This window comes from Tepidimonas fonticaldi, assembly GCF_001675355.1.
GTDB lineage: Bacteria > Pseudomonadota > Gammaproteobacteria > Burkholderiales > Burkholderiaceae_C > Tepidimonas > Tepidimonas fonticaldi.
On the sequence record NZ_LZDH01000067.1, the window covers coordinates 47,329 to 67,193 of the forward strand.

General features: G+C 71.4%; 17 protein-coding genes and 1 pseudogene. 13 read left to right on the plus strand and 5 right to left on the minus strand.

Going from position 1 to position 19,865, the window contains the following annotated elements; genetic code table 11:
• Window positions 1–11: 11 nt before the first annotated feature.
• From A9O67_RS12685 to A9O67_RS13640, 12 genes are all read left to right on the plus strand, one after another.
• Window positions 12–1,433, plus strand: a complete 1,422-nt coding sequence (locus tag A9O67_RS12685) for a UDP-N-acetylmuramoyl-tripeptide--D-alanyl-D-alanine ligase (RefSeq protein ID WP_082955588.1) — start codon at window positions 12–14, stop codon at window positions 1,431–1,433.
• On the plus strand, window positions 1,423–2,601 hold the full coding sequence (gene mraY / locus A9O67_RS12690; protein ID WP_068610921.1) for a phospho-N-acetylmuramoyl-pentapeptide-transferase: 1,179 nt from the start codon (window positions 1,423–1,425) through the stop codon (window positions 2,599–2,601). Before A9O67_RS12685 ends, mraY begins: the two co-directional genes overlap by 11 nt.
• A 5-nt stretch (window positions 2,602–2,606) precedes the next feature.
• The gene (locus A9O67_RS12695) at window positions 2,607–4,148 is read left to right on the plus strand and encodes a Mur ligase family protein (protein WP_068610923.1); all 1,542 of its coding nucleotides are present in this window, start codon (window positions 2,607–2,609) and stop codon (window positions 4,146–4,148) included.
• Entirely contained in the window at window positions 4,145–5,437 is a 1,293-nt protein-coding gene (gene ftsW, locus A9O67_RS12700) for a putative lipid II flippase FtsW (protein ID WP_068610924.1), read from the plus strand. Before A9O67_RS12695 ends, ftsW begins: the two co-directional genes overlap by 4 nt.
• A complete protein-coding gene (gene murG, locus A9O67_RS12705; RefSeq protein ID WP_068610927.1) occupies window positions 5,434–6,519 on the plus strand; it encodes an undecaprenyldiphospho-muramoylpentapeptide beta-N-acetylglucosaminyltransferase in 1,086 nt (361 codons plus the stop codon). Before ftsW ends, murG begins: the two co-directional genes overlap by 4 nt.
• Entirely contained in the window at window positions 6,516–7,949 is a 1,434-nt protein-coding gene (gene murC / locus A9O67_RS12710) for a UDP-N-acetylmuramate--L-alanine ligase (RefSeq protein ID WP_068610929.1), read from the plus strand. Before murG ends, murC begins: the two co-directional genes overlap by 4 nt.
• Window positions 7,946–8,950: a D-alanine--D-alanine ligase gene (locus A9O67_RS12715; RefSeq protein ID WP_068610931.1), complete on the plus strand. Its 1,005-nt coding sequence runs from the start codon at window positions 7,946–7,948 to the stop codon at window positions 8,948–8,950. The genes murC and A9O67_RS12715 overlap by 4 nt, the downstream gene beginning before the upstream one ends.
• A gap of 1 nt (window position 8,951) precedes the next feature.
• Window positions 8,952–9,797, plus strand: coding sequence for a cell division protein FtsQ/DivIB (locus tag A9O67_RS12720; RefSeq protein ID WP_068610933.1), 846 nt, complete (start codon window positions 8,952–8,954; stop codon window positions 9,795–9,797).
• A 7-nt stretch (window positions 9,798–9,804) separates the two neighbouring features.
• Window positions 9,805–11,034, plus strand: a complete 1,230-nt coding sequence (gene ftsA, locus A9O67_RS12725) for a cell division protein FtsA (protein ID WP_068610935.1) — start codon at window positions 9,805–9,807, stop codon at window positions 11,032–11,034.
• A 29-nt stretch (window positions 11,035–11,063) separates the two neighbouring features.
• Window positions 11,064–12,314: a cell division protein FtsZ gene (gene ftsZ / locus A9O67_RS12730; RefSeq protein ID WP_068610937.1), complete on the plus strand. Its 1,251-nt coding sequence runs from the start codon at window positions 11,064–11,066 to the stop codon at window positions 12,312–12,314.
• A 132-nt stretch (window positions 12,315–12,446) separates the two neighbouring features.
• Window positions 12,447–13,370, plus strand: a complete 924-nt coding sequence (lpxC, locus tag A9O67_RS12735) for a UDP-3-O-acyl-N-acetylglucosamine deacetylase (RefSeq protein ID WP_068610939.1) — start codon at window positions 12,447–12,449, stop codon at window positions 13,368–13,370.
• Between the two features lie 21 nt (window positions 13,371–13,391).
• Window positions 13,392–13,568, plus strand: coding sequence for a hypothetical protein (locus A9O67_RS13640; protein ID WP_197484492.1), 177 nt, complete (start codon window positions 13,392–13,394; stop codon window positions 13,566–13,568).
• A 26-nt stretch (window positions 13,569–13,594) separates the two neighbouring features.
• Here A9O67_RS13640 and ruvC read toward each other — a convergent pair whose 3' ends face one another.
• From ruvC to A9O67_RS12760, 5 genes are all read right to left on the minus strand, one after another.
• On the minus strand, window positions 13,595–14,143 hold the full coding sequence (gene ruvC, locus A9O67_RS12740) for a crossover junction endodeoxyribonuclease RuvC (protein ID WP_068610941.1): 549 nt from the start codon (window positions 14,141–14,143) through the stop codon (window positions 13,595–13,597).
• Window positions 14,144–14,185: 42 nt separating this feature from the next.
• On the minus strand, window positions 14,186–14,983 hold the full coding sequence (gene mtgA, locus A9O67_RS12745) for a monofunctional biosynthetic peptidoglycan transglycosylase (RefSeq protein WP_408033416.1): 798 nt from the start codon (window positions 14,981–14,983) through the stop codon (window positions 14,186–14,188).
• Between the two features lie 29 nt (window positions 14,984–15,012).
• Window positions 15,013–15,888 (minus strand): energy transducer TonB, encoded by an 876-nt coding sequence (locus tag A9O67_RS12750; protein ID WP_068610943.1) that lies wholly within the window; start codon window positions 15,886–15,888, stop codon window positions 15,013–15,015.
• Window positions 15,889–15,911: 23 nt separating this feature from the next.
• The gene (locus A9O67_RS12755; RefSeq protein ID WP_068610945.1) at window positions 15,912–17,975 is read right to left on the minus strand and encodes a ribonuclease catalytic domain-containing protein; all 2,064 of its coding nucleotides are present in this window, start codon (window positions 17,973–17,975) and stop codon (window positions 15,912–15,914) included.
• A 129-nt stretch (window positions 17,976–18,104) separates the two neighbouring features.
• Complete coding sequence (locus A9O67_RS12760; RefSeq protein ID WP_068610957.1) at window positions 18,105–18,800, minus strand: 7-cyano-7-deazaguanine/7-aminomethyl-7-deazaguanine transporter; 696 nt, start codon at window positions 18,798–18,800, stop codon at window positions 18,105–18,107.
• Between the two features lie 557 nt (window positions 18,801–19,357).
• Here A9O67_RS12760 and A9O67_RS13275 point away from each other — a divergent pair.
• A pseudogene (locus A9O67_RS13275) lies at window positions 19,358–19,585 on the plus strand (transposase); the annotation flags it as partial.
• Between the last annotated feature and the right edge of the window lie 280 nt (window positions 19,586–19,865).

Genomic DNA, 19,865 nt, shown 5'->3' on the forward strand with positions numbered 1-19,865 from the left:
AGCGGCTGCCGATGGAGGGCCTGGGGGCCCTGCTGGCCGCTTTGCCGGGCGCCCGCGCCGTCGGCGACGTGGAGGCGCTGGCCCCGCAACGGGTGCACACCGACACCCGCACCCTGCAAGCGGGCGATCTGTTCGTCGCGCTGCGCGGCGAACGCTTCGACGCGCACGACTTTTTGCCGCAGGCCGCCGCAGCCGGCGCCATCGGGGCGGTGGCGCAGCGGGGCTTGGCCGCGGCCGGGCTGCCCGGGGTGGAGGTGCCGGACAGCCGCCTGGCCCTGGGTCAGTTGGCCGCGGCGTGGCGCGCCCGCTGGCACGGCCCGCTCATCGCCGTCACCGGCAGCAACGGCAAAACCACCGTCACGCAGATGACCGCGGCGATTTTGCGCGCGGCGGTCGGCGAGGCGGCCCTGGCCACCCAGGGCAATTTGAACAACGACATCGGTGTGCCGCTGACGCTGCTGCGCCTGCGCCCCATGCACCGGCTGGCAGTGGTGGAGCTGGGCATGAATCACCCAGGCGAGATCGCCCAGCTGGCCGCGATGGCCCGCCCCACGGTGGCCCTGGTCAACAACGCCCAGCGCGAACACCAGGAATTCATGGCCAGCGTGGAGGCCGTGGCGCGCGAAAACGGCGCCGTGCTGGCCGCCTTGCCGGCCGAGGGCACCGCGGTGTTCCCGGCCGACGACCCGTTCACGCCGCTGTGGCGCACGTTGGCGGCGGGCCGCGCGACGCTGACCTTTGGTGCGGCGGGGGCCGACGTGTCCGCGCAGGCGGACTGGGTGGACGGGGCCTGGGCGCTGCGTGTGACGACGCCGGCCGGGGTATTCGACACCCGGCTGCGCATTGCCGGCCGCCACCATGTGCGCAACGCCCTGGCGGCCACGGCCTGCGCGCTGGCGGCCGGGGTGGCGCTGGACGCGATCGCGGCGGGGCTGGCCGCCTTCGAGCCCGTGACGGGCCGCTGCCGCACCCAGTCGCTGCGGCTGGCCGGCGCCGCCTGGACCGTGGTGGACGACAGCTACAACGCCAACCCGGACTCGGTGCGCGCGGCCATCGATGTGCTGGCCGAACTGCCCGGGCCGCGCTGGCTGCTGCTGGGCGACATGGGCGAGGTGGGCGACCAGGCGCTGGCCTTCCATGACGAGGTGCTGCGCCACGCGCTCGCACGCGGCATCGACCGCATCTGGCTGGCGGGCGACTGGATGGGGCGCGCGTCGGCCGCCGTGTCCGCCACCCACTCCACCGCGCCGGCGCCGGTGCGGCATTTCGCCTCGGTGGAGGCGCTGCTGGCCGCCTTGCCCGCGGCCGTGCCGGCCGGCGGGGGCAGCCTGCTGGTCAAGGGGTCGCGCTTCATGCGCATGGAGCGGGTGATCGCCGCCTGCGAGGCGCTGGCGCGCGCCACGGATGGGGAGGGCTCGACGCATGTTGCCTAGTCTGGCGCAGTGGCTGCAGGGCGTCTGGCCCGAGCTGGGTTTCCTGCGCGTCTTCCAGTACCTGACCTTTCGCGCCGTGATGGCCGCGATGACCGCCTTGCTGGTCGGCGTGGCGGCCGGGCCGTGGTTCATCCGGCGCCTGACCGCGCTCAAGATCGGCCAGCCGGTGCGCGCCTACGGCGTGCAGGCCCACCTGAGCAAGAGCGGCACCCCGACCATGGGCGGGGTGCTGATCCTGTTTGCCATCACGGTCTCGACGCTGCTGTGGTTCGAGTGGTCGAACCGCTTCGTCTGGGTCGTGCTGGCCGTCACCTGGGCCATGGGGGCGATCGGCTGGGTGGACGACTGGCGCAAGGTGGTGCGCAAGGACCCCGAGGGGATGCGCTCGCGCGAGAAATACTTCTGGCAGTCCGTCATCGGGCTGGTGGCGGCGTTCTATCTGGTGTTCGCCATCTCGGAGGGGTCGAACGCCGGCGTGTGGGCGCTGTTCACCGACTGGATCCGCTCCGGCTTCACCATCGATCTGCCGCAGCAGGCGGGCCTGATGGTGCCCTTTTTCAAGGAGATCAGCTATCCCCTGGGCGTGACGGGTTTCGTCCTCCTGACCTATCTGGTCATCGTGGGTGCGAGCAACGCGGTCAATCTGACCGATGGCCTGGACGGCCTGGCCATCATGCCGGTGGTGATGGTGGGCTCGGCGCTCGGGGTGTTTGCCTATGTGACGGGCAACGCCGTCTTTGCGCGCTATCTGCTCGTGCCCTTCATCCCCGGCACGGGCGAGGTGCTGGTGTTTTGCGCCGCCATGGCCGGCGCGGGGCTGGCGTTCCTGTGGTTCAACGCCTATCCGGCGCAGGTCTTCATGGGGGACGTGGGGGCGCTGGCCCTGGGCGGGGCGCTGGGCACCATCGCCGTCATCGTGCGGCAGGAGATCGTGCTGGCCATCATGGGCGGCATTTTCGTCGTCGAGGCGCTGTCCGTGATGCTGCAGGTGGGCTGGTTCAAGTACACCAAGCGCCGCTATGGCGAGGGCCGTCGCCTGCTGAAGATGGCGCCGCTGCACCACCACTTCGAGAAGTCCGGCTGGCGCGAGACCCAGGTGGTGGTGCGCTTCTGGATCATCACCATGCTGCTGTGCCTGATCGGCCTGTCCACGCTCAAACTGCGGTGAACCCCATGCCCTGGACCCACGATTGGCTGCCCGGTGTGCGAGAGCGCGACGTGCTCGTGCTCGGGCTGGGCGCCACCGGCTTGGCGGTGGCGCGCTGGCTGCACGCGGCCGGTGCCCGGGTGAGCGTGGCGGACACCCGCCCGGCACCGCCCCAGGTCGCGGCCCTGGCCGAGGCGGCGCCGGGCAGCCGGCTGTGGACGGGGGTGGCGTTCGATGCCGACCTGTTCGCCCGCGCGCCGTGGGCGATGGTGGTGCGCAGCCCCGGCATCGCCCCCGCGCAGATGGCGGCCCTGGCCGCGGCCGCCGCCGCCGTGGGCGTGCCGGTGCTGGGCGAGCTGGGCCTGTTCGACGGTGCGCTGCGGGCGCTGGCCGAGTCGCACGCCTACCGGCCGGCCGTGCTGGCCGTGACCGGCACCAACGGCAAGACGACCACCACCGCTCTGACCGGGCACCTGCTGCGTGCCGCGGGCTGGGACGTGGCGGTGGCCGGCAACATCGGCCCGTCCCTGCTCGACACGCTGGCCGAGCGGCTGGCCGCGCAGGCGCTGCCGCGTGCCTGGGTGCTGGAGCTGTCGAGCTTTCAGCTCGATGGCGTGGAGGGCTTCGAACCCACCGCGGCGACCGTGCTCAACGTGACGCAGGACCACCTCGACTGGCACGGCACCATGGCGGCGTATGCGGCCGTTAAGGCGCGGATCTTTGGCACGCAGGGGCTGATGGTGCTCAACCGCGACGACCCCATCGTGGCCGCGTGGCAGCCGCCCGAGCCGCCCGCCGGGGGGCCGCGCGGGCGCCCCGCGCCGGGGCGCGCGTGGACCAGCTTTGGCACCGGCGTGCCCACACGCCCCGGGGATTGGGGGCTGGAGACGGTCAACGGCATCACCTGGCTGGTGCGGGCCTTGCCGGACGACGAGGCCGGATCGCGCCGTCCGCGCACCGCCGATGCCGAGCTGCACATCCAGCGCCTGATGCCGGCCGAAGCGCTGCGCATCCAGGGGCGCCACAACGCCACCAATGCGCTGGCCGCCCTGGCCCTGGCGACGGCGGCGGGCGTGCCGCTCGCGCCGCTGCTGCATGCGCTGCGCGACTACCGCGGCGAGCCGCACCGGGTGGAGTCGGTGGCCATCGTCGGCGACGTGGAATACATCGACGACAGCAAAGGCACCAATGTGGGCGCGACGCTGGCGGCCATCGAGGGCCTGGGGGCGCAGCGCCGCCTGCTGGTGATTCTGGGGGGCGATGGCAAGGGGCAGGACTTCCGCCCGCTGGCGGCGGCTGTTGCCCGCCACGCCCGCGCGGTGGCGTTGATCGGCCGCGACGCCGCGGCGATCGAGGCGGCGCTGGCCGACACCGGGGTGTTGCGTGCGCGCTTCGACGATCTGCCGGCGGCGGTGCGCTGGTGCGCTGCGCAGGCGCAGGCAGGGGATGCGGTGCTGCTGTCGCCCGCCTGTGCCAGCCTGGACATGTTCCGCGACTATGCCCACCGCGCCCAGGTGTTCGTCGAGACCGTGCGCGCGCTCCAGCACGAGGAGGGCACGCCCGCATGAACGCACGCGAGCGCTGGCACCGTTGGCTGGCCGCCGTGGCCGCGCTGCTGCCCCAGGGCCGCTCGGGCCCGCGGGCGGCTGCCGCCGCGGGTGGCGAGATCCCGGTGCGGCTGATGCGCCGGGACTGGACCCGATCGCCCGCGCCGGCGGCCAGCGCCAGTGGCATCGACCAGCCACTGCTGTGGGTGGTGGTGGCGCTGCTGTCGTGGGGGCTGGTGATGGTGTACTCGGCCTCGGTCGCGTTGCCGGACAACCCCCGCTTTGCCAGTTACAGCCCATACCACTTCGTGCTGCGGCATGCGCTGGCGATCGGCATCGGCGCGGTGGCCGGAGTGATCGCATTCCAGGTCCCGACGAGCCGCTGGCAGACGCTTGCCAATCCGCTCTTTTTGGTGGCGATCGCGCTGCTCGTCATCGTGCTCGTGCCCTTCATTGGCAAGGGGGTCAACGGGGCGCGGCGCTGGATTCCGCTCGGGGTGATGAACTTCCAGCCGTCCGAGCTGGCCAAGTTTGCCGTGCTGCTCTATGCCGCCGGCTACATGGTGCGGCGCATGGAGGTGAAAGAGAAGTTTTTCCGCGCCGTCTGGCCCATGGCCATGGCGGTCGGGCTGGTTGGCGTGCTGCTGCTGGCCGAGCCGGACATGGGCGCCTTCATGGTGATCGCCGTCATCGCCATGGGCATCCTGTTCCTGGGGGGGGTCAACGCGCGTATGTTCTTCCTGATCGCGCTGGTGGTGGTCGCGGCGTTTGCGATGGTGGTGTTGACCAACGAGTGGCGGCGCGAGCGCATCTTCGCCTACCTGGACCCGTGGAGCGAGCAGCACGCGCTGGGCAAGGGCTACCAGCTCACGCACGCGCTGATCGCGCTGGGCCGCGGCGAGTGGTTCGGTGTCGGGCTGGGCGCCAGCGTCGAGAAGTTGCACTGGCTGCCGGAGGCGCACACCGACTTTTTGCTCGCCGTCATCGGTGAGGAGTTCGGCTTCGTGGGCGTGCTGTCGCTCATCGCGCTGTTCATGTGGCTGACCCGACGCATGATGCAGATCGGCCGTCAGGCCATCGCGCTGGACCAGGTGTTCGCCGGGCTGGCGGTGCAGGGCGTGGGGCTGTGGATCGGCTTTCAGGCCTTCATCAACATCGGCGTCAACCTGGGGGCCTTGCCGACCAAGGGGCTGACGCTGCCGTTCATGAGCTACGGGGGATCGGCCATCCTGATGAATCTGGTCGCGGTCGCGTTCGTGCTGCGCGTGGACTGGGAGAACAAGGCCTTGATGCACGGAGGTCGCGCATGACGCAGCCCTGCGCGCTCGTGATGGCCGGTGGCACCGGGGGGCACATCTTCCCCGGGCTGGCGGTGGCCGAGGCCCTGCGCGCCGAGGGCTGGCGCGTGCATTGGCTGGGCGCGCCCGGCGGCATGGAGGCCCGATTGGTGCCGCCGCGCGGCTTTGCGTTCGAGGCGGTGGCCTTTGGCGGCGTGCGCGGCAAAGGGCCGCTGACGCTGGCGCTGCTGCCGCTGCGCCTGCTGCGCGCGTTCTGGCAAGCGTGGCGTGTGGTGCGCCGCGTGCGGCCGGACGTGGTGGTGGGTCTGGGCGGCTACATCACCTTCCCCGGCGGGCTAATGGGGGTGTTGGCGGGCCGGCCGCTCGTGTTGCACGAGCAGAATTCGGTGGCGGGGCTGGCCAACCGCGTGCTCGCCCAGGTGGCGGACCGGGTGTTTTGCGCCTTTCCGAAGGTGCTGCCCCAGGGCGAGTGGATCGGCAACCCCTTGCGAGCCGCGTTCGTGCAGCAACCCGCGCCGGCGCAGCGCTTTGCCGGTCGCCATGGGCCGCTGCGCCTGCTGGTGGTGGGCGGCAGCCTGGGTGCGCAGGCCCTCAACGAGACCGTGCCGCAGGCGCTGGCCCGCCTGCCGGCCGGGCAACGGCCGCAGGTGCGGCACCAAAGCGGCGAGCGCCACCTGGAGGCGCTGCGCGCGGCCTATGCCCAGGCCGGGGTCGAGGCGGAGTGCGTGGCCTTTATCGACGACACGGCCGCGGCCTTTGCCGAGGCGGATGTGATCATTGCCCGCGCCGGTGCCAGCACCGTCACCGAGATCGCCGCGGTCGGGGCGGCGGCGCTGTTCGTGCCGTTCCCGCACGCGGTGGACGACCACCAGACCACCAATGCGCGGTTTCTGGTCGATCAGGGCGCGGCGTGGCTGCGCCCGCAGGCCGAGCTGACCCCCGCGTGGCTGGCCGACTGGCTGCGCAGTCTGACCCGCGCCGACCTGTGCCAGCGGGCCGAGCGCGCCCATGCCCAGCGCAAGACCGAGGCGGTCGATGCCATGGTGCGCGCCTGTACCGCGCTGGCCCGACCCAGCCCCCGCACCCCATCATGAAACACGCGATTCGTCACATCCACTTCGTCGGCATCGGCGGCGCCGGCATGAGCGGCATCGCCGAGGTGCTGCTCACCCTGGGCTACACCGTCTCCGGCTCCGATCTGGCCGACAGCGCCGCCACCGAGCGCCTGCGCCAGCTCGGCGCGCGCGTGCTGCTCGGCCACGACGCGGCACACATCGCCGGTGCCGACTGCGTCGTCGTCTCGACGGCGGTCAAACCCGACAACCCCGAGGTGCTGGCCGCCCAGGCGCGCCTGCTGCCGGTGGTGCCGCGCGCCGTCATGCTGGCCGAGCTGATGCGCATGAAGAAAGGCATCGCCATCGCCGGCACCCACGGCAAGACCACCACCACCAGCCTGGTGGCGAGCGTCCTGGCCGCCGCGGGGCTGGATCCGACCTTCGTCATCGGCGGGCGGCTCAACAGCGCCGGCGCGCACGCGCGGCTGGGACAGGGCGAATACATCGTCGTCGAGGCGGACGAGTCCGACGCCTCCTTCCTCAACCTGCTGCCCGTGATGGCGGTCGTGACCAACATCGACGCCGACCACATGGACACCTATGGCCACGACTTCGGCCGGCTGCAGCAGGCCTTCGTGGACTTTTTGCATCGCATGCCGTTCTACGGCGCAGCCGTGGTCTGCATCGACGACCCGCACGTGCGCGCGCTGCTGCCGGCCATCCAGCGCCCGATCACACCGTATGGCCTGAGCGAGGACGCCCAGGTGCGCGCCCTGGACGTGCGTGCGGTCGGGGCGCAAATGCATTTTCGCGTGCAGCGGCGCAACGGCGTGGCGCTGCCGGATCTGGAGGTCGTGCTCAACCTGCCGGGTGAGCACAATGTGCGCAACGCGCTGGCGGCGATTGCCGTGGCGGTCGAACTGGGTGTCCCCGACACGGCCGTGCTGCAGGCGCTGGCGGAGTTCAAAGGCGTCGGCCGGCGCTTTCAGCCCTATGGCGAGGTGCCGCTGCCCACGGGCGGCACGGCCACCGTCATCGACGACTATGGTCACCACCCGGCCGAAATGGCCGCCACCATGGCCGCGGCGCGCGGGGCCTTCCCCGGGCGCCGGCTGGTGCTGGCCTTTCAGCCCCACCGCTACAGCCGCACGCGCGACTGCTTCGAGGACTTCGTGCGCGTGCTCGGCCAGGCCGATGCGGTGTTGCTGACCGACGTCTATGCCGCGGGCGAAGCGCCCATCGTCGCCGCCGACGGCCGCAGCCTGGCGCGGGCGCTGCGCGTCGCGGGGCGGGTGGAACCCCTGTTCGTGGCCGACGTGGCCGATCTGCCGCGCGCCATCCTGGACAGCGCCCGCGACGGCGACGTCGTGCTGTGTATGGGTGCGGGCTCGATTGGCGCGGTGGCCGCCCGTGTGGTGGCGCTGGCGGCGGCGCCGGCGGCCCTGTCCACCGAGGGGGTGGGGGCATGACCGCGGCGCCGATCCTGTCCCCCGTGGCGGTGGACCCGCGCGCGCTGGGCAAGGTGGCGGTGCTCATGGGCGGCCATTCGGCCGAGCGCGAGGTCTCGCTGATGTCCGGCGGCGGCGTGCTGGCCGCGCTGCGCCGTGCGGGCGTCGATGCCCACCCCTTCGACCCCGCCGAGCGGCCGCTGTGGGCGCTGGCGAGCGAAGGGTTTGCGCGCGCCTTCATCGCGCTGCACGGCCGTTTCGGCGAGGACGGCACCGTGCAGGGCGCGCTGGAGCTGATGGGCATCCCCTACACCGGGTCGGGGGTGTTGGCCTCCAGCGTGGCCATGGACAAGGTGATGACCAAGCGCATCTGGCGCGCCGAAGGCCTGCCCACCCCCGACTGGCGCCAGGTTGCCAGCGTGGAGGAAACGCAGGCCGCCTTCGACGCCCTGGGCGCACCGATGATCGTGAAACCCGCGCGAGAGGGATCCACGATCGGGCTGACCAAGGTGACCGCGCGCGAGCAGTGCGCCGAGGCCTACCGGCTGGCGGCCCACCACGACCCCGAGGTGCTGTGCGAGCAGTTCATCGTCGGGGACGAGGTGACCTGCCCGGTGCTGGGTAGCGGGGCCGCGGCCCAGGCGCTGCCGGTCATCCACATCGTCGCGCCGGGCGGCAATTACGACTACCAGAACAAATACTTCAGCGACGACACGCGCTACATCGTGCCCTGCGATCTGCCCGCGGGTGAGGAGGCGGCCATCCAGGCCCTGGTGCTGGCGGCGTACCGGACGCTGGGCTGCCGCGGCTGGGCGCGCGCCGACGTCATGATCGACGCCGCGACGCGCCGGCCGTATCTGCTGGAGATCAACACCTCGCCGGGCATGACCGGGCATTCGCTGGTGCCGATGTCGGCCCGCGTGGCGGGGCTGGACTACGACGCGCTGTGCCTGCGCCTGCTGGCGGACGCCGCGTTGGACAACCCGCTGCCCGCCCCCGCCGCCCGAGGAGGGGAGCGCTGACATGGCCACCCGCGCCGCCCCGATGCCCCTGCCGGCCGACGTGCGTGTGATGAACGCCGTCGCCGCGGCGCTGTTCGCGCTCGCGGGCCTGGCCGTGGTCGTGGCGGGGGTGGTGTGGGCGGCGCGGCATCCGCTGTGGACGCTGCAGGGCATCGTGCTGCGCGGCGAGGTCGAGCACCAGAACGCGGTGACCGTGCGGGCGCTGGTCGTGCCCCACCTGCGCGGCACCTTCCTGACCTTGGATTTGGCAGCGGCGCGCGAGCGCTTCGAGGCCCTGCCCTGGGTGCGCGAGGCCGTGGTGGAGCGGCAGTTTCCCAACCGTTTGCGCGTGACCCTGCGCGAGCACGAGCCGCTGGCGTGGTGGGGCGAGCCGGGGGGCGGGCGTCTGGTCAGCGTGCGCGGCGAGGTGTTCGAGGCCGACCCCGACGACCCCGCGGCCGACCACTGGAGCACGCTGCATGGCCCGGCCGGCGAAGCCGAGGCGGTGGTGTCCATGTACCGCCGGCTGCAGCCCCTGGTCGAGCGCCTGGGCCGCGACATCGGTCGGCTGGAGCTCTCCGGCCGGGGCAGTTGGCGCCTGACGCTCGACAGCGGGGCCCCGATCGAGCTGGGCCGCGGCGACGCCGAGGCGCTGGCGCGCCTGCAGCGCTTCGTCACCACACAGGCCGCGCTGCGGGCCCGCTACGGGCCGCGCGACATCGTCAGCGCCGATTTGCGCTACCCCAACGGTTATGCGCTGCAACTGCGCGGCGTGACCACCCAACCCGACGCGCCGGCAGGCAAGCGCACGGCGGCTCCGGCCGCCGCCCGCAGCGCGTCGTCTCCGTCTCGCAACCCCTCCCGCTGAACGCATCATGGCCAAGGAATACAAGGACATCGTGGTCGGACTCGACATCGGCACCGCCAAGATCATGGCGGTGGTCGCCGAGGTCATGCCCGGCGGCGACCTCAAGCTCGCCGGGTTGGGCGTGGCGCCCAGCAGCGGCCTCAAGCGCGGCGTGGTCGTCAACATCGACGCGACGGTGGCCAGCATCCAGCAGGCGCTCAAGGAGGCGGAGCTGATGGCCGACTGCCGCATCGCCCGGGTCTACACCGGCATCACCGGCAGCCACATCCGCGGCATCAACTCGCAGGGCATGGTGGCGATCAAGGACCGCGAGGTCAGCCCCGCGGACGTGGCGCGGGTGATCGAGACGGCCAAGGCGATCAACATCTCCACCGACCAGCGCCTGCTGCTGGTGGAGCCGCAGGAGTTCATCATCGACGGCCAGGAGGTCAAGGAGCCGATCGGCATGAGCGGCGTGCGCCTGGAGGCCAAGGTGCACATCGTCACCGGCGCGCAGAGCGCGGCGGAGAACATCCTGAAGTGCGTGCGCCGCTGCGGGCTGGAGGTGGACCAGCTCATGCTCAACCCGCTGGCCGCGGCGCAGGCGGTGCTGACCGAGGACGAAAAAGAGCTGGGTGTGGCGCTGGTGGACATCGGCGCGGGCACCACCGACGTGGCCATCTTTGCCGGCGGCGCGATCCGCCACACGGCGGCCATTCCGATCGCCGGCGACCTGATCACCAACGACATCGCCATGGCGCTGCGCACGCCCACCAAGGACGCCGAGGACATCAAGGTGGACAGCGGCTGCGCCAAGCAGCTGCTCGCCGACCCGGACCAGCAGGTCGAGGTGCCCGGCATCGGCGACCGCGGCCCGCGCCTGCTGAGCCGTCAGGCGCTCGCGGGCGTCATCGAGCCGCGGGTGGAGGAGATCTTCGCGCTGGTGCAGCAGGTCATCCGCGAGTCCGGCTGCGAGGAGCTGCTCTCCAGCGGCATCGTGCTGACCGGCGGCAGCGCCGTCATGCCCGGCATGGTCGAGCTGGGCGAGGACATTTTTCTCAAGCCCGTGCGGCGCGGCGTGCCCAAGTACGCCGGCGCCTTGGGCGACATGGTCGCGCAGCCGCGCGCGGCCACGGTGATGGGTTTGCTCGAGGAGGCGCGCCTGGCGCGCCTGCGCGGGCAGAAGGTGGCGCAAAAGGCAGGCTCGGTCGGGGGCCTGCTGACCCGCGTCAAAGAGTGGTTCGTCGGCAATTTCTGAGATTCCCGAGGTTAGGCAAGGAGCGTTCCATGAGCATCGAAATGATCGAGGTCGAAGAGTTCAACCGGGGCACGCAGATCAAAGTGATCGGCGTGGGCGGCGGCGGCAGCAACGCCGTCGAGCACATGATTCAAAGCCGTGTGCAGGGCGTGGAGTTCATCTGCGCCAACACCGATGCGCAGGCGCTGGCGCGCTCGTCGGCGCATCGGCTGATCCAGCTCGGCCGCACGGGGCTGGGCGCGGGCAGCAAGCCGGACAAGGGCCGCGAGGCGGCGCTGATGGCCGAGGCCGACATCCGCGAGTCCATCGAGGGCGCGCACATGCTGTTCATCACCGCCGGCATGGGCGGCGGCACCGGCACCGGCGCGGCGCCGGTCATCGCCAAGATGGCCAAGGAGATGGGCATCCTGACCGTGGGCGTGGTCACCAAGCCCTTCGACTGGGAGGGCGGGCGGCGCATGGCCAATGCCGAAGAGGGCCTGAGCGAATTGGAGCAAAGCGTCGATTCGCTGATCGTCGTGCTCAACGACAAGCTGCACGAGGAGCTGGGCGAGGACGTCACGCAGGACGAGGCCTTTGCCGCCGCCAACGACGTGCTGAAGAACGCCGTGGGCGGCATCGCCGAGATCATCAACGTCGAGGCGCTGGTCAACGTGGACTTCGAGGACGTGCGCACCGTGATGGGCGAGCCGGGCAAGGCCATGATGGGCACCGCGGTGGCCAGCGGCCCGGACCGCGCGCGCATCGCCGCCGAGCAGGCCGTGGCCTGCCCGCTGCTGGAGGGCGTGGACATGCGCGGCGCCAAGGGCGTGTTGGTGCTGATCAGCGCGGCCAAGGGCTCGCTGAAGCTGTCCGAGTCCAAGCTGGCCATGAATACCATCCGTGCCTTTGCCGCGCCCGATGCGCACGTCATCTACGGTACCGCCTACGACGAGTCGCTGGGCGATGCGCTGCGCGTGACCGTGGTGGCCACCGGCCTGAACCGCAACGGCCAGCGCCAGCCGCTGACGGTGGTGCAGTCCCAGCCGCAGCAGGGCCTGCGCACCGGCACCGACAACATGCCGTTCATCCCGACGCTCAACCAGCCGGTGGGGGGCGCCGGTGCGCCGTCCAGCGCCGCGGCCGGCGTCGGCGGGGCGGGTCTGCACCCCAATGTGCCGCGCGTGTGGCTCAACGGCCGCAACAACCCGGGCAGCGCCGCCTCGCGCGTGGAGGCGCTGGCCTCCAGCGGCATGGACGACTTCGAGATCCCGGCCTTCCTGCGCAAGCAGGCCGACTGACGCCCGCGCCTACGCAACGCTCCTGCCGGCGGGCCGTCATGCCGACGCGGCCCGCCGGCCACCCCGCCGGGCGGCGGGGTCGTCGTCGCTTCATCGTGCGCGGATCCGACCCCGCGCCTACAATCCCATCTTATGATCGCGCAACGTACCCTCAAGACCCTGACGCGTGCCGTGGGCGTGGGCCTGCACAGCGGCGAGCGGGTCGAGCTCACGCTGCGCCCGGCGGCGCCCGATACGGGCATCGTTTTTCGCCGTGTCGATCTGGCCGATCCGGTCGACATCCCCGTCAGTGCCGCAGCCGTGTCCGACACGCGGCTGGCCTCCACCCTTTCGCGCAACGGTGTGCGGGTGCACACCGTCGAGCATCTGATGAGCGCGTGTGCGGGGCTGGGCATCGACAACCTGATCATCGACATCACCGCCGAGGAAGTCCCCATCCTCGACGGCTCGGCGGCGTCCTTCGTCTACCTGTTGCAAAGCGCCGGGATCGAAACCCAGCGCGCGCCGCGGCGTTTTCTGCGGGTCACGCGCCCGGTGGAGGTGCGCGAGGGCGAGGGCCGCACCCTCAAATGGGCCCGGCTGGAGCCCTACCACGGCTTCAAGCTGCGCTTCGAAATCGAGTTCGACCACCCCGCGGTCAGCGCCACCGGCCAGTGCGTGGAGTTCGATCTGGGCAGCGGCCAGTACGCGCGCGAGATTGCGCGCGCGCGCACCTTCGGCTTTACGCGCGACGTGGAGCACATGCGCTCGCAGGGACTGGCGCTGGGCGGCGGGTTGGACAACGCCATCGTGCTCGACGACGTCAAGGTGCTCAACGCCGACGGCCTGCGCTACGACGACGAGTTCGCCAAGCACAAGATTCTGGACGCCATGGGCGACCTGTACCTGGTGGGGCGGCCGCTGCTGGCCGCCTACAGCGCCTACCGGTCGGGGCATGCGCTCAACAACCAGTTGTTGCGTGCGCTGCTCGCCCAGCCGGACGCCTACGAGATCGTCACCTTCGAGGACGACGCGCGGGCCCCGCAGGGCTTTGCCCGGCTGGCCCTGGCCCGGTGACCGTTTGACGGGCAGCGCGCCGTGTTCCTGTTTCGCTTCCTGATGTTCGCGCTGCTCGGCGCCAGCGCGCTGTGCTTCGCGTTCTATCTGGGCACCGGGCGCAAGCACTTTCTGCGCTGGGGCATCGTGATCCTGAAGTGGACCGTGATCGCCGCGCTGGCCTTCTTCGGCGTGCTAATCCTCAGCCGCATCGGCTAGCGCCGCCGCCCCTTCCTTGCCCCTCCTCAATAGCTGCGCCCGTCCTTGTAGGCCGCATGCGTGCGTGCCCGCAGCGCAGCCACCTTGCCGATGGCCTGCGTGGTGCGTGCCACCTGCGCATGGGTGATGCACAGGCCCAGCGCATCGGCGGCGTCTTTGCCGGGCAGGCCGGGCAGGTCGAGCAGGCGGCGCACCATCTCCTGCACTTGGCTTTTTTGCGCCTTGCCGTAGCCGACCACGGCCTTTTTGAGCTGCAAGGCGGTGTACTCCGCCACGGGCAGGTCGTTGGCCACCAGGGCCGTCAGACAGCACCCGCGCGCCTGTCCCAGGATCAGGGTGGCCTGCGGGTTGACGTTGACGAACACGATCTCCAGCGCCGCCACGGTCGGCTGGTAGCGCTGCACCACCTCGCCGATGCCGTCGAACAGCACCTTCAGGCGCTGGGGCAGCAGCGCGCCGTCGTCGGGGCTGGTGCGGATGGTGCCGCTGGCCACATAGCGCAGGTGCGGGCCGTCCACGTCCACCACGCCAAAGCCGGTGGCCGTCAGGCCGGGGTCGATGCCGAGGATGCGCATGCCGCCGATCTTACCGGCGCGCCTGGGGCGGGTGTGGTCGGGTCACGGGATCTGCACCGCCTCCATGCGCGCCAGGATGGTCTGCGTGCGGCTGTTCAGGTAGCTCGATTGCAGGCGCCGTTCGTAGAGCTTGGGCGCGGGCAGCAGGACGGCCAGGCGGGCGGCCTCGGCCGGCGTCAGGCGGGCCGCGGGTTTGCGAAAGTACCGCTGCGCCGCCGCCTCGGCGCCAAAAACGCCCTCGCCCCATTCGACCGCATTCAGATACAGCTCCAGAATCCGGCGCTTGTCCAGCAACGCCTCCAGCATCCAGGCCAGCAGCAGCTCCTGCCCCTTGCGCCAAAGGGTGCGTTCACCCGAGAGCAGCAGGTTTTTCGCCAGTTGCTGGGTGATGGTGGACCCCCCGGCGAGACGCGCCGGGCGCACATGCCCGTCGCCGCCGCGCGACGCCATTTGGGCCAGCCGCCGTTCGTTGCGCGCCCGCGCCGCCTCGATGGCCGCCCAGTCGACGCCGAAATGGCTGACGAAACCGGCATCCTCCGACGCCACGACGGCGCGGCGCAGGTGGGGCGAGATGGCCTCGTACGGTACCCAGCGCTGGCGCCAATCCCCCAGGCCGCGGCCCTGGCTGGCCAGGCGCCACGCTTCGGAGCGCTGGAAGGTCGTGCTCTGCGGGTCCACCACCGCCATCAGGGCAATGCGTGCCGCGAACACCCCTTGCAGCAGCACGGCGGTGACCAGCATCCACCCAGCGGCCCGCAGCGCGCCGCGCAGCCAGCGCATGGGCGCAGAGGCGCCGGAGGGCGCCGCGGAGGGGGATGGGCGGTGGGGGCGGGCTGGCATGGCGGGGCGCGGTCGTGGGGGCGAGGGGCTCAGCGGGTGCCGCTCATCTGGGTTTGCAGGCCGGCGTCGCGCGTGAAGCGAAAGCGCGACACCACCACGATCTGGTCGGCGCGCTGGCGCATGGCCTGGTTGAAGCGGGCGAACTGCAGGCTGCGCACGATCGCCTGCGCGCGGCTGTCCAAATACGGGATGCCGGAGCTTTGCACGACCTCGGTGTCGAGCACGCGGCCGTCGTGGTTGACCGTGATGACCATGGTCAGCTCGCCGTACAGCTTGCGCCCGCCCTGTTCGGGAAACTGCGCCGTACCCCGGTCCTCGATGCGCCGGCGCAGCTCGTCGTAGTACAGGGCGTAGACCGCCTCGCGCGTGGCGGGGCTGATGTAGCGTTTGCGCGGGCGGGCATTTTCCTCGTTGATGCGTTTTTCGATTTCGGCCAGCGTCTTGACCAGGGCCTGACGGAGCTGCTCGCGCGCCTGGGCGTCGCTGGCGTCGGCGGGCTGGGGGGCGCTCAGCCGGGCGATCTCCTGGCGCAGTTGGGCCAGCAACCGGCTTTGCCGTTCTTTCATGGCCTCGATGCGCTGCTCCTCGTCGTCCAGGGCGTCGCCGGCGCGCATCAGCATGGCCGGCGGCAGCGGCGAGGTGGCCCGCCCCCGATCAGCGTCCCCGCCACCGGCCAGATTGGCCTGGGCGATGGCCTGGGGCCGTTCGGGAGCCTGTTCCCCCCGCGCGTTGACCAGGATGACCTCCAGCGGGGTGTCCTGCAGCACCCGCTCCGGCCGCAGCGGCGGCACGAACCGCACCGTCAGCACCGCGGCATGCACCGCCACCGAAACCGCCAGCGCCCACGGCAGCGGGTCGGCGCGAAAGCGGGTGGACAGCGATGCGAGGGCGCGGGGCAGGACCATCGGCGGCTCGCTCCCAGCGTGCGCTACGGGGCCGGAGCCGCCGGTGGGGCGCCGTCGTCGGCGTCGTCCACGGCCACGGCGATCGCCAGCGGCGCGGCCAGCGGTTCCTCGACCTCGCCTTCCAGGGTGTCCTCGGATTCGACAACGGCCTCGACGGTGCCCAGCTTTTCGATCACCGTGCCGGTCACCTCCAGCGTCACCTCGTCGATGGTGCCCAGCCGCACACGCACGCGCTCGCCGCGCTGCAGTCCATCGGTGCCCAGCGCCGCCAGCACCAGCGGCAGCATCTCGGCGCGCAGCAGGTTGTCCTTCAGGTAGGCGGCTTCCAGCTCGGTGGTGCCCTGCTGGCGCAGGTGGCGCAGCGTCCAGTAGCGCTCCATCGTGCTCTGGAACTGGCCGTAGGCGGTGTAGGCGGCGTCGAACGCGCTGATGACGGCCAGCAGCGCCGTGTCCTTGGGCTTGAACGGGGCGGCCAGCGCGGCAGCGGTGCCGTGGCGCGCGCACGCCACGATCTGCCACTGGTTGACCAGGTCCGTGTAGCGCCGCAGCGGTGAGGTGCTCCAGGCGTAGCACGGCACGCCGATGCCGGCGTGCGGCAGCGCCTTGGTGCCCATGCGCACCTTGACGCCGGGGGCCAGGCTCGCCTGGCTGCGGTAGATGCCGGGCACGCCCAGGCTCGCCAGCCACTGGCCCCAGTGGCTGTTGGCCAGGATCATCGCCTCGGCCACCATCAGGTCCAGCGGCGCGCCGCGGGCGCGCGTGCCGATCACCACCGTCTCCTCGCCGGTCGGCTCCGGCCCGGTCACGCCTTCCAGGTTGAAGGTGTAGTCCGGGCGGGTGAAGGTCTCGGGGCGGCCGCGCACCGCCTCGCGCCGCGTCTTGCACGCCTGCGCCAGCCGCCACAGGAAGGCCAGCTGCGGCTGCAGCGCCGCCACCTCCGGCGGCGCCTCGTGCGCGCGCTCGGGCTCGTCCAGCCATGCCGCCGTCACCACGGTGTCGAGCCGGTCGTGGCGCAGGTTGTGCGCGATCGGCACGCGCTCCAGCCGCGTCGTCGCGCCGCGGATCTCCAGCGTCCCCTCGTCGATCGTCAGGTACAGCGACACCGCCGGCCGCGGCGCGCCCTCCAGCAGCGTGTAGGCCTGCACCACCGCATCCGGCAGCATGGTGATCTTGTGCCCCGGCATGTAGACGGTGGACAGCCGCTGGCGCGCCACGGCGTCCAGCGCGCTGTCCGGCGCGATCGCCAGGGCAGGGGCGGCGATGTGGATGCCCAGCGTCACCGTGCCGCTGCCCAGGCCCTGCACGCTCAGCGCATCGTCGATCTCGGTGGTGCTGGAGTCGTCGATCGAGAACGCCGCCACGCCGTCGGCCAGCGGCAAGTCGTCCGGCAGCGGCGGCGCCGGCAGGTCCGGAAAGCCGGTGCCGCGCGGAAAGTGCTCAAACAAAAAGCGCTGCCAATGGAACTGGTAGGCGCTGGTGATGGCCCCGGCGCGCTGCAGCAGCGCCAGCGGCGCCAGGTGCGCCTCGCGCGCGGCGTGCACCACGGCTTTGTATTCCGGCGCGTTCTTGTCCGGGCGGAACAGGATGCGGTAGAGCTGCGCGCGCACCGCTTCCGGGCAGCGGCCGGCCACCAGCTCGGCGGCCCAGGCGTCGATCTGCGCCTGCACGGCCTTCTTGCGCTCGATGGCGGCCAGCGCCTGTTGCAGCACATCGGCCGGCGCCTTGCGGAAGCGCCCACCCTTGCCGGCGCGGCGGAAGTAGTGCGGTGCCTCGTACAGTTTCAGCAGCGTCGCCGCCTGCTGCACGGCGCTGGGCGGATCGTCGAAGTACAGCGCCGCCAGCTCCGCGAAGCCGAACTCCTCCTCCGGCGCGAACTCCCACGCCAGGTCGAGGTCGATGTCCGCCGCCAGCGCCCCGGCCTGCTCCAGCAGCGCGGCCGGCGCCGGCTGCTCGAAGGTCAGCAGCACATGGGCGGACTTGACCTTGAGCCGGCGGCCCGAGTCCAGCTCGAGCTGGACCGAGGTGTCGGTGCCGGACAAGATGCGGCCGGCGTGCAGCTTGCCGGCGTCGTCGAACAGGGCGAACAAGGTGGACGGTCTCGCGCGCGTGACGGCGTAAAGGCGGTGGGCGCCGTGCGCCCACCGCGGGTTGCGGGGGTGGCGCCTAGTGTAACGACACGGCGCCCGGCTAAGCGGTCGCGGTGCTGGCCGGCAGGCTCAGACGGCCTGGGGGGTGAGCGGGGCGGTGGGCAGCCGGCGCAGCAGCGCGCGCAGCGCCGCCCCGTACAGCGGCAGCAGCGCCAGCAGGCTGAAGGCGAGCTTGGTGGCGTAGTCCACCGCGGCGATCTCGACCCAGTGCTCGGCCATGAAGGCGTCGGGGCTGCGCCAGAACGCCGCGGCGAAGAACACGAAGGTATCGATCAGCCCCCCGACGATGGTGGAGGCGGCCGGTGCCACCCACCACGCGCGCAGCCGGCGCAGCCGCGCGAACACCGCGATGTCGGTCAGTTGGCCGACCACGTAGGCGGCAAAACTCGCCAGCGCGATGCGGAAGACGAAGTCGTTGAACGTGGCCAGCCCCGCCCAGCCGGCGAAGCGCCCATCGACGAACAGCACCGACACGACGTAGGAGGCCGCCAGCGCCGGCAGCATCACGCGCGCGACGACGCGCCGCGCCGCGGCGGGCCCGAGCAGCCGGACCGTCAGGTCCGTCAGCACGAACACCAGCGGAAACGTGAACGCCCCCCAGGTGGTGTGCACGCCGCCGATCTGAAACGGCAATTGCACCAGCACATTGCTGGCGATGATGACGAGCACATGCAGCAACGCGAGCACCGCCAGCACACGCGGCAGCTGTTCCGGGGGCAGGGGATGGGATGGGCGCGGCGACGGCGCCGTGGCGACGAAGGCCATGGAACGATCCTTTTTGATGAGTGGGGTAAGGGAACCCACACCGACCGCAATGGCCGGCTTGGAGGTCGAGGGGCGCAAGTGTAGCGCGCCCCGCGCGGCCGTGCATGCCGCGCCTTCGTCAGCCCAGCATCGTGCGCCAGATGCCGCGCGCACCTGGCCGAAGGCAACCTGACCGCTCTTGGGCTGGGGGCTGCCCTGCGCGTCGCCGATGACGAAGATGCGCGCGTCCGCCTTGGCCTGGAAGGTCGGCAGCTCCACGTCGGCCCAGCACTGACCCAGGCCCGCCTGCCGCACCAAGGCGTGGGTCCGCATCGGCAGCACCAGGTTGGCGTGGTCGTAGCGCAGCTCGCCGTCGCTGGTCTGCAGCGCGCGCTTGCCCGCGTCCACCGCCTGCAGCTCGACGCCCGGCAGCGCGTCGACGCGTTCGTAGCCGTGCAGCAGCTCCCCCAGCTTGCCGGCCGTGGCGACCTAACAGGCCGTTGAAAAACTCCCCCGCAGCTGCCCGTGCGGCCGGTACCATGTGAGCGGCGGCGACGCCGAGACAGCAGACACCGAAGATGAGAGGCACACAGAACATCCAGGGGGCGATGTTCAGCGACATCAGCCTCGAAGAGCGGGTACCGGCCAGACACCCGCTGCGCGAGCTGCGGGGCTTGGTGGATGCCTTGCTGGCCAGCATGAGCGCAGAGTTCGAAGCGGTCTATGCCCGCCGCGGCCGCCCTTCGGTGCCGCCAGAGATGCTGCTCAAGGCGCTGCTGCTGCAAATCCTGTTTTCCATCCGCAGCATGCCACCCAGGCGGCCGTCGCAGCCCGGAAAAACGGCTTGCGCCGGCTTCGGACCCACGCAAACGGGTACATGGCCGCTTCGATGGGGATTTTTCAACGGCCTGTTAGGGAACCTCTGCACTACCCCGCCCACTCGTTCGTGGCGACGAGTTCAGGGTCAATATCGTTTCGTAGGATGGGATCGAAACAGATGCTGAACGGTTCTTGGGCTCCAGCAAGCCCCTTCGTGGGCCCTCTGCAGCCTCATCCGGCCCCAGTGAGCCCACTGCGGGCGCCCTC